This window comes from Oleiphilus sp. HI0086 (genome assembly GCF_001635225.1).
The window spans coordinates 1-8,031 of the sequence record NZ_LWFZ01000676.1; the positions used below are offsets into that span (position 1 = coordinate 1).

Genomic DNA, 8,031 nt, shown 5'->3' on the forward strand with positions numbered 1-8,031 from the left:
TTGCTTTCATTTTAGGCATAATATCTCACTCCGCATTGGAAAAATTAACAAAAATAGCAACCGCGCTATTTTCTCTTTTTCGGGGCCAACACCATCATCATTTGCCGACCTTCCATTTTAGGTCGCTGCTCAACAGTTCCGTACTCTTCCAAGTCTGTTTCGACTCGTTCAAGTAGCTTCATGCCGATTTCCTGATGTGCCATTTCACGACCGCGGTAACGAATCGTCACCTTGGCCTTGTCCCCACCTTCAAGGAAACGTATCAGGTTGCGTAGTTTTACCTGATAATCCCCCTCTTCCGTCCCTGGTCGTAACTTAATTTCTTTAACTTGAGTCTGCTTCTGCTTTTTCTTCTGGGCAGCTTTCTGCTTCTTCTCTTCAAATACTTTTTTACCGTAATCCATGATTTTACACACAATCGGATCACTGTTGGCAATTTGAACCAAATCTAAACTTACTTGTGTGGCACGAGCCAGCGCGTCTTCTATCGGAACAATACCTAACTGCTCACCATCTTCTGCTATAAGACGAACTTCCGTTGCTTCGATATTCTCGTTGATCAACGCTTTTTTTGACTTGCCACTTTGGTTATTACGCTTAATGTCTATTTCTCCACATTAAAAATGCAAACATAGATGAGGTGCACATTTTATACTGCTTACTCACCAGAATTTGCGATACGACCTTTCTGTACAAAATCTTCTTTGAAGACCGCGAGAACATCTTCTAAAGGCATCACGCCAAGATCCTCTCCCTTACGAGTACGAATAGCCACTGTATTATTTTCAACTTCCTTATCACCCACAACAAGTAAATAAGGAATCTTGTTAATTGTGTGCTCGCGAATTTTAAAGCCGATCTTCTCGTTTCTCAAGTCCAGATGTGCTCTATATCCCGCTTCTTCGATATTTTTATGTATTTTTTTGCAATATTCGCTCTGTTTATCGGTAATATTCAGTATTGCGACTTGTTCAGGCGCCAACCAGAATGGAAATGCACCTTCGTACTGTTCGATCAAAATACCGATAAATCGCTCAAAAGAACCTAACACAGCACGGTGTAACATGACCGGAGTTTTACGTTCCTGATGATCACTTACATATTGGGCGTCTAGTCGACCCGGCATCGAAAAGTCTACTTGAATCGTTCCACACTGCCATACTCGGCCTAAACAATCCTTCAAAGAGAATTCAATCTTAGGGCCGTAAAACGCTCCCTCACCAGGCAATAAATCCCACTTCAAGCCTTTAGCGTCCAGAGATTCTGCTAAGGCTGCTTCGGACTTATCCCAAACCTCATCTGAACCAACGCGTTTCTCTGGTCGCGTAGATAGCTTGTAAAGAATCTCGCTAAAGCCAAAATCTTGATAAACTTCGTGCAACATATCGATAAAGGAAGATACTTCTTCCTGAATCTGCTCTTCAGCACAGAAAATATGCGCATCATCCTGAACAAAACCACGCACTCGCATAATACCGTGCAAAGCGCCAGATGCTTCATTTCTATGGCAAGAACCAAACTCGGCAAGACGTAAGGGCAACTCCTTATAACTCTTCAAGCCTTGATTAAATACCTGAACGTGGCATGGGCAGTTCATCGGCTTGATTGCAAAGTCTGCGTTCTCTGAGTGAGTAGTAAACATCTGCTCACTAAATTTATCCCAGTGGCCCGACTTCTCCCATAGCGTACGCTCAACCACTTGAGGCGTCTTAATTTCTTTATAACCATACTTGCGCTGCTTGGTACGCATGTAGTTTTCGATAGTCTGGTAGATACTCCACCCCTTGTCATGCCAGAAGACCATACCTGGCGCCTCATCCTGCATGTGGAATAAGTCTAACTTCTTACCTATTTTACGATGGTCTCGCTTTTCGGCTTCTTGTAAGCGATTCAAATATTGCTTTAGCTGCTTCTTATCTGCCCAAGCTGTACCGTAGATACGCTGCAACATTTTGTTGTCAGAATCGCCACGCCAGTACGCGCCAGAAATACGCATTAGTTTAAAATGATGGCAGAATTTCATGTTCGGCACGTGAGGGCCGCGGCACATATCTATATATTCTTCATGGTGATACAAAGCTGGCGTATCGGTCTTGGCGATATTTTCGTCAAGAATTTCCATTTTATAAGTTTCACCACGCGCTTCGAAAGCATCTCGTGCTTCTTGCCAGCTTACGGTCTTCTTAACAACGTCATAGCTCTTCTTAGCAAGCTCAAGCATACGCTTCTCGAGGGCTGCCATATCTTCTTCAGTGAGACGATGCTCTAAATCAACATCATAGTAGAAGCCATTTTCAATCGTTGGGCCAATCGCCATTTTGACATCAGGCCAAAGCTGCTTAATTGCGTGACCAACAAGGTGAGCGCATGAGTGACGCAATATTTCAAGGCCATCTTCATCTTTTGCAGTGATAATACTTAGTGTGGAATCTTCTTGAATCAACTCACAAGCATCGACCAATACATCATTTACGCGACCAGCGATGGTTGCCTTGGCAAGACCTGGACCTATATCTGCAGCAACATCCAATACGGATACAGCATTTTCAAACGAACGTTGACTACCATCAGGAAGCGTAATAACTGGCATATCTACCTCAAAATCAGTGGTGGCCCTTACTAAAGGTCACATGAGTTAAAAATTAAAAAATTACAAGCGCGCGATTCTAAACAAAAAACAAGTAAATTTGTACCGATATCTCCAAGTTTACGTTGATCGATGCACATCAATACTAAAACTGCGACCTTATTCCTAAGTGGCTCCAAAAAAGAAAAAACCCCGACACTCATTGAGTATCGGGGTTTTTAGACTCCTTAAGATTAAGCAGCAGCTTTTGCCAGCTTAGCTCTTTCTTTTGCAGCAATCTTATCAGGGCGAACAAGGAAGCGTGCCATCGCGGGTAGCAACCACAAGCTGCCAACCATGTTCCACAAGAACATAAAGAACAGCAGGATCCCCATATCTGCCTGGAATTTAATTGGCGAGAATATCCAAGTAAATACACCCAAACCAAGGGTCATACCCGTAAAGCAGACCGCTTTACCTGTCGTTCTAAGCGTCTGAAAGTAAGCCTCTTGTAAGACCACACCTTGTTTCAGTTTAGTCTCTAACTGACTATAGATATAGATACCATAATCGACACCAATCCCCACACCCAAGGCAATAACAGGAAGTGTCGCAACTTTAATACCAATACCCAATTGAGCCATAAGCGCTTCACACAGAACCGAGGTAAGTGCCAAAGGTGTAACGATACAAATAACAGCAGCTAAAGACCTGAACGTAATCAGACACAAAATACTAACGACCGAGTAAACAGAGGCTAACATGACATTCTTAGCCTTGGAAATAACCTCGTTAGTCGCCGCTTCAACACCTGCATTACCTGCCGCAAGTAAGAACTGGTAGTTTTCACTTGGGTACTGATCGATCAAGTCTTCCATCGTGTCGATCACAGTATCAAGCGTATCGGCCTCATGATCCTCCAAGAAGATGATCATTGGCGTCATACTACAGTCTGAATTAACCAGGCCTGAAGGTGCTCGCTGTATAGAAGAGTTAATAATTGACTCATTTCGGGATATTTCAAACCACTTCAAGCTTCCCTCATTGAGCGCTTTAGTCACCAATTTGGACACTGAGACCAAAGAAGCGGTAGATTCAACGCCTGGTGTATTTTCCAAACGCCATTGCATACGATCCATGACATCCATTAACTCATAGGTCGAACACATTTCTTTTGGCGTTTTAATCATCACAACCATAATATCGGCGCTGGTACTATAGTTGCTGATAATATAGTCGTTATCTAAATTGTAGCGAGAGTCAGGTCGCAGCTCTGGCGCACCTTTATCCAAGTCACCTATTTTAAGATCTTTCTGGTAGTAGAGACCTATACCACAACCCAGTATTGCAATAAGCACTGAAATCGGTGCCACACTTGGGTGAGCCATAAATGAAAGTGCGCGCCACTTTTTGTCACCATGAAGTTCAACATGCTTAGCATGCTTCAGGCCACCTTTACTCAAACCAGAGTACGAAACGATCACTGGATGGAGAACAAGGTTGGTAACAATAATAACCGCCACACCTACACCTGCGGCAACAGCGAGATCTTTAATCACGTCAATTTCAATGAACAATAATGTCAAAAAGCCAATCGCATCTGAAAGCAAAGCCAGAATACCCGGCCTTACAAGCTGTCTAAAAGTCAAACGACAAGCCATTAGCGGGTTATAACCATGAGCCTGCTCAACCGCAACCCGGTTAACTATCTGCACACCGTGACTAATACCAATCGCAAATACCAGGAATGGCACCAGTACAGAATAAGGATCTAAACCATAGCCAAGTAAGTTCAATATACCTAGCTGCCAAACCACCGCAATAATAGAGGTAACAATAGGTACCAATGTACCGACCATACAGCGAGAGTAGACAAACAAAAATGTTAAAGTTAGTCCGATTGTAATTAATGCAAAGACCGCAACCGCACTAATCCCTTCGATCAAATCACCAACTTTTTTTGCAAAGCCGATAATATGCACATTAATATTTGGATTTTTTGCTGTGTACTGGTTACGAACTTTGTCTTCTAACTTTAAAGAAAAGTCTTTGTAATCAAGAGGTTCATTTGTTTCTGGATTAATTTCAAATAAGGGGACATATATAATTGTCGATTTGAAGTCATCCGAAACTAATCGGCCAACCTGCCCAGACTTGAGCACATTTTGTCGTAGAACTTCTAGTGACTCATCAGACCCATCATATCCATCAGGAATAATCGGTCCGCCCTGAAAACCTTCTTCAGTAACTTCCACCCAACGGACATTGGGAGTCCATAGAGACTTCATTCCTGAGCGATCTACGCCTGGAAGGTAAAACAACTCATCTGTTATTTCACTCAAGGTCTCCATATACGCTTTGTCAAAGACGTCACCATCTTTAACTGCCACCGCAACGCGTATTGAGTTACCTAGATTTTCCAGATCCTCCCTATTCTCCATCATATTGACGATAAACGGGTGCTCAAGCGGAATTAAACGCTCGAATGAAGCATCCGGTTTAATTTGTGCCGCATTGAAACCCAAGAAAGCCGTAATCAATGCAAATATTGCAAGAATCACAGGTCTGTTTGAAAATATTAGCCGTTCAATGACACTACCTGAACCGACAGCTTTAATCTGCTTGCCTGAAGCGCCCTTATCTGAGTTTGACATCCATCAATCCTCTTAATCTCTAGTCGTTATATCTTATATAATTAGTTATGTTGCCAAAGGCACTTACAAGTTCAAACCGCTTGGAGTGGTCAAGTTAACACCATTTTCCCCTACCAATACCAAGCGCTCTGCGTCGATATAGACTGAAGATGCATTTCCTAATCGATTTTCGCGAATTGTTTCAACAAAAGTTCGTCCCCCATCACGACTTAGAATAACCACGCCGGAATTTCCCACGACTGACACTTTCTTGCTTCCGTCATGAGAAGCAGACATTAGAGTCCCTTCGGTCTTCGTTTCTACTTGCTCCCATGTATCGCCATTATCTTCGGAGCGATACATATTGCCTCGCAAACCAAAAGCCAGTACAACGCCTTCATCCTGTGTTCCGGCGACGCCGAAAAATGACCCGCTATATGGACTATCGAGAGTTTCCCAGGTTTCACCCTTATCGGTTGAGCGGTATAGCACGCCACCCTCACCAACAATAAATAGGGCACCACCCTTAACTTCGTTCACTGCATTTAAGTGAAAGCGGTCAGGGTTTTCAATTCGGCTACCATAGTTCTGCCAGGTACGTCCGCCATCGGAGGTCTTAAACAGAAAACCGTAAGCACCCACTACAAAACCTTCTTTTGAAGAACTGAACAACACATCCAGCAAGGGTTTACTCGCACCAACTTGAGCATCGAACTTCGCATCGTCTAAAGCGTAGCTAGCTTCTTCCAACTCGTATTCCAAGTCTTCCAGCTCATCTTCAGAAGCTGTTTCCATTTGTCGTTCAAACTGCTTCAGACGCTCTTCGGACTGAGTAATAATCATTTGGTTTGCCGAGTCACCGTCAAATTGCTTGACCCAAGTTTCTCCACCATCGCTAGTGTGCAAAATGACACCCGAGTGCCCTACAGCCCAACCGTGCGTTTGATCGACAAAACTTACTGCCGTTAACAATACCGATACTGGTACAGAAGCCTGAGCCCAGCTTTTTCCTTCATCATCAGAATAGACAATATGCCCACGACCTCCGACTGCAACAAGTCGGCTGCCCGCCTTGTCAACATCCAACAAGAGGCTATTCGTTGCCATAGAAGTTTTAACCGCGGGCGTTTTAAGTACATCTTCGACCGCATGAGCAGGAGTTATTAGACTTACAACGCTCAATGAGCTAGCCAGAACACCAACTTTTAACCTAGACAGTAGACTGTTCATTTATCAACCTTGTACATTTGAATATATCCCATCAGACACCCTCAATATTAGACATTTCAACATTAACCACGAAAGCCGCCTATACAATAGCGGCCCATATTCAGTGAATATTAAAACAACACATGCCTATTTTGAGTTTCTTTTTAAGCAAGCTGAAGAGCTCCCTTGCTCTATGTCTATATTTTGTTATCGGCCTCTACGTCTTAATGACGAAGGCTTAAAGTAACGCTTGTTTGGTACCTTATTTTCAAATACAGGTGCCTGTTTTTCTTCTGAGTATAGACCATTCACACTATAACGACGTGCTTGTAGATCGTGATATACATCACCACTGGACCAAACGCCTGGCAACTCATAATAGTTCTTTAAGAGCGCATTACTGACTCGCCAAAGTTCACCACGGTTATCGTACTGATCCACCATAGCAATTCCCCAGCTGTCTTCATCAACATAGAACACACGTTTTTTATAGATATGACGAGCCCCTTTCTTCAAAGTAGCTTCGACAACATGTACACGATGCAGTTCCCAGCGAACATATTCAGGATTTAAGTGACCCGGCATAACCAAGTCATCGTATTGAACACCTTTCTGACCGACCTTATAATTGTTATAAGGAATGAAAAACTCCTTAACACCTTTGTAGTCCCAGTTATATCGATCAGGGGCTCCATTGTACATATCTGTATCATCTGCAGTACGCGTGTTGTCAGACGAAGCAATGGGGGAATCATAAGCCAAGTTTGGAGCACGTCTCACTCGACGCTGGCCTGAGTTATAGTCCCACGCACCTCGTTTGTCTTTAACCTGATCCATAGTTTCGTGAACTAGCAACGCACCACCTGCCAAACGGGCGGGCGCTTTATTGAAAGTCAAAAAGTAAAACAAAATATTGTTAAGCTTTTTAAAGCTGCCTTTAGGGTTATGGAAGTTAAAAAACACTTCCGCCTGCTTGGTAATCGGAGAAAAAGAACCATCTCTCTGAACTGGCACTTCAGTCGAACGCAAGGTTGCAAAAATACCTCTCCATCTAGTCAAATGATTCCACATTGTCTGAAGGGCTTTATCTTCATTCTTTCCATGTAATATTGGAAAAGGAATACCACCGTATGCGTTCTGAATCCCCACCCCGCCTTTGGATAAAGACGATGTTTTGGCATTTTTCTTGGTATTTTCTAGGACCCAATCCGGCATCGAGTGCGAACGATGGGTTGGATATACATTGATCTTGAAGCTACTTGGGTATGCTTCAAACAAAGCATACTGACCTGGGGTCAGATAGTTTTTAAAACCTTTGTAGTTACTGTCATCAATGGTGAATTTGATATCATCAGAGGCAAAAGGGTCGATATGATGCTGCCCTGTCCCCTCATACCCCATTGGGGCTTCGGTAATCCCCCCAGTCCATGCAGGAATAGTTTTATTTTTATTCCCGGATTTTATCGAACCGAACGGCGTTAAAGAATTCCCTAACTTATTAACTTCTTTCGTTGAAACTTTCGCATTTGCATTGAGCGCACCCAAAACCAGCGCTAGCACACTACAAAGCAAAATAGACTTGTTTTTCATATGATTACCTTGAAACACACCCATTGTTGTATT

Annotated in this window: 5 protein-coding genes; all 5 read right to left on the reverse strand. The window is 43.1% G+C overall.

Going from position 1 to position 8,031, the window contains the following annotated elements; translation table 11 throughout:
- Nucleotides 1-65: 65 nt before the first annotated feature.
- Nucleotides 66-602, reverse strand: a complete 537-nt coding sequence (gene infC / locus A3756_RS10165) for a translation initiation factor IF-3 (RefSeq protein WP_156499823.1) — start codon at nucleotides 600-602, stop codon at nucleotides 66-68.
- Nucleotides 603-658: 56 nt separating this feature from the next.
- Nucleotides 659-2,590 (reverse strand): threonine--tRNA ligase, encoded by a 1,932-nt coding sequence (gene thrS, locus A3756_RS10170; RefSeq protein WP_068507661.1) that lies wholly within the window; start codon nucleotides 2,588-2,590, stop codon nucleotides 659-661.
- A gap of 230 nt (nucleotides 2,591-2,820) precedes the next feature.
- Nucleotides 2,821-5,220 carry an RND family transporter gene (locus A3756_RS10175; protein ID WP_068507663.1) on the reverse strand — a complete coding sequence of 800 codons (2,400 nt, stop codon included), beginning with the start codon at nucleotides 5,218-5,220 and terminating at the stop codon, nucleotides 2,821-2,823.
- Nucleotides 5,221-5,283: 63 nt separating this feature from the next.
- Entirely contained in the window at nucleotides 5,284-6,429 is a 1,146-nt protein-coding gene (locus A3756_RS10180) for a YCF48-related protein (protein ID WP_068507666.1), read from the reverse strand.
- A gap of 186 nt (nucleotides 6,430-6,615) precedes the next feature.
- On the reverse strand, nucleotides 6,616-8,031 hold a 1,416-nt coding region (locus A3756_RS10185), incomplete at its 5' end, for a DUF1329 domain-containing protein (protein WP_368664582.1).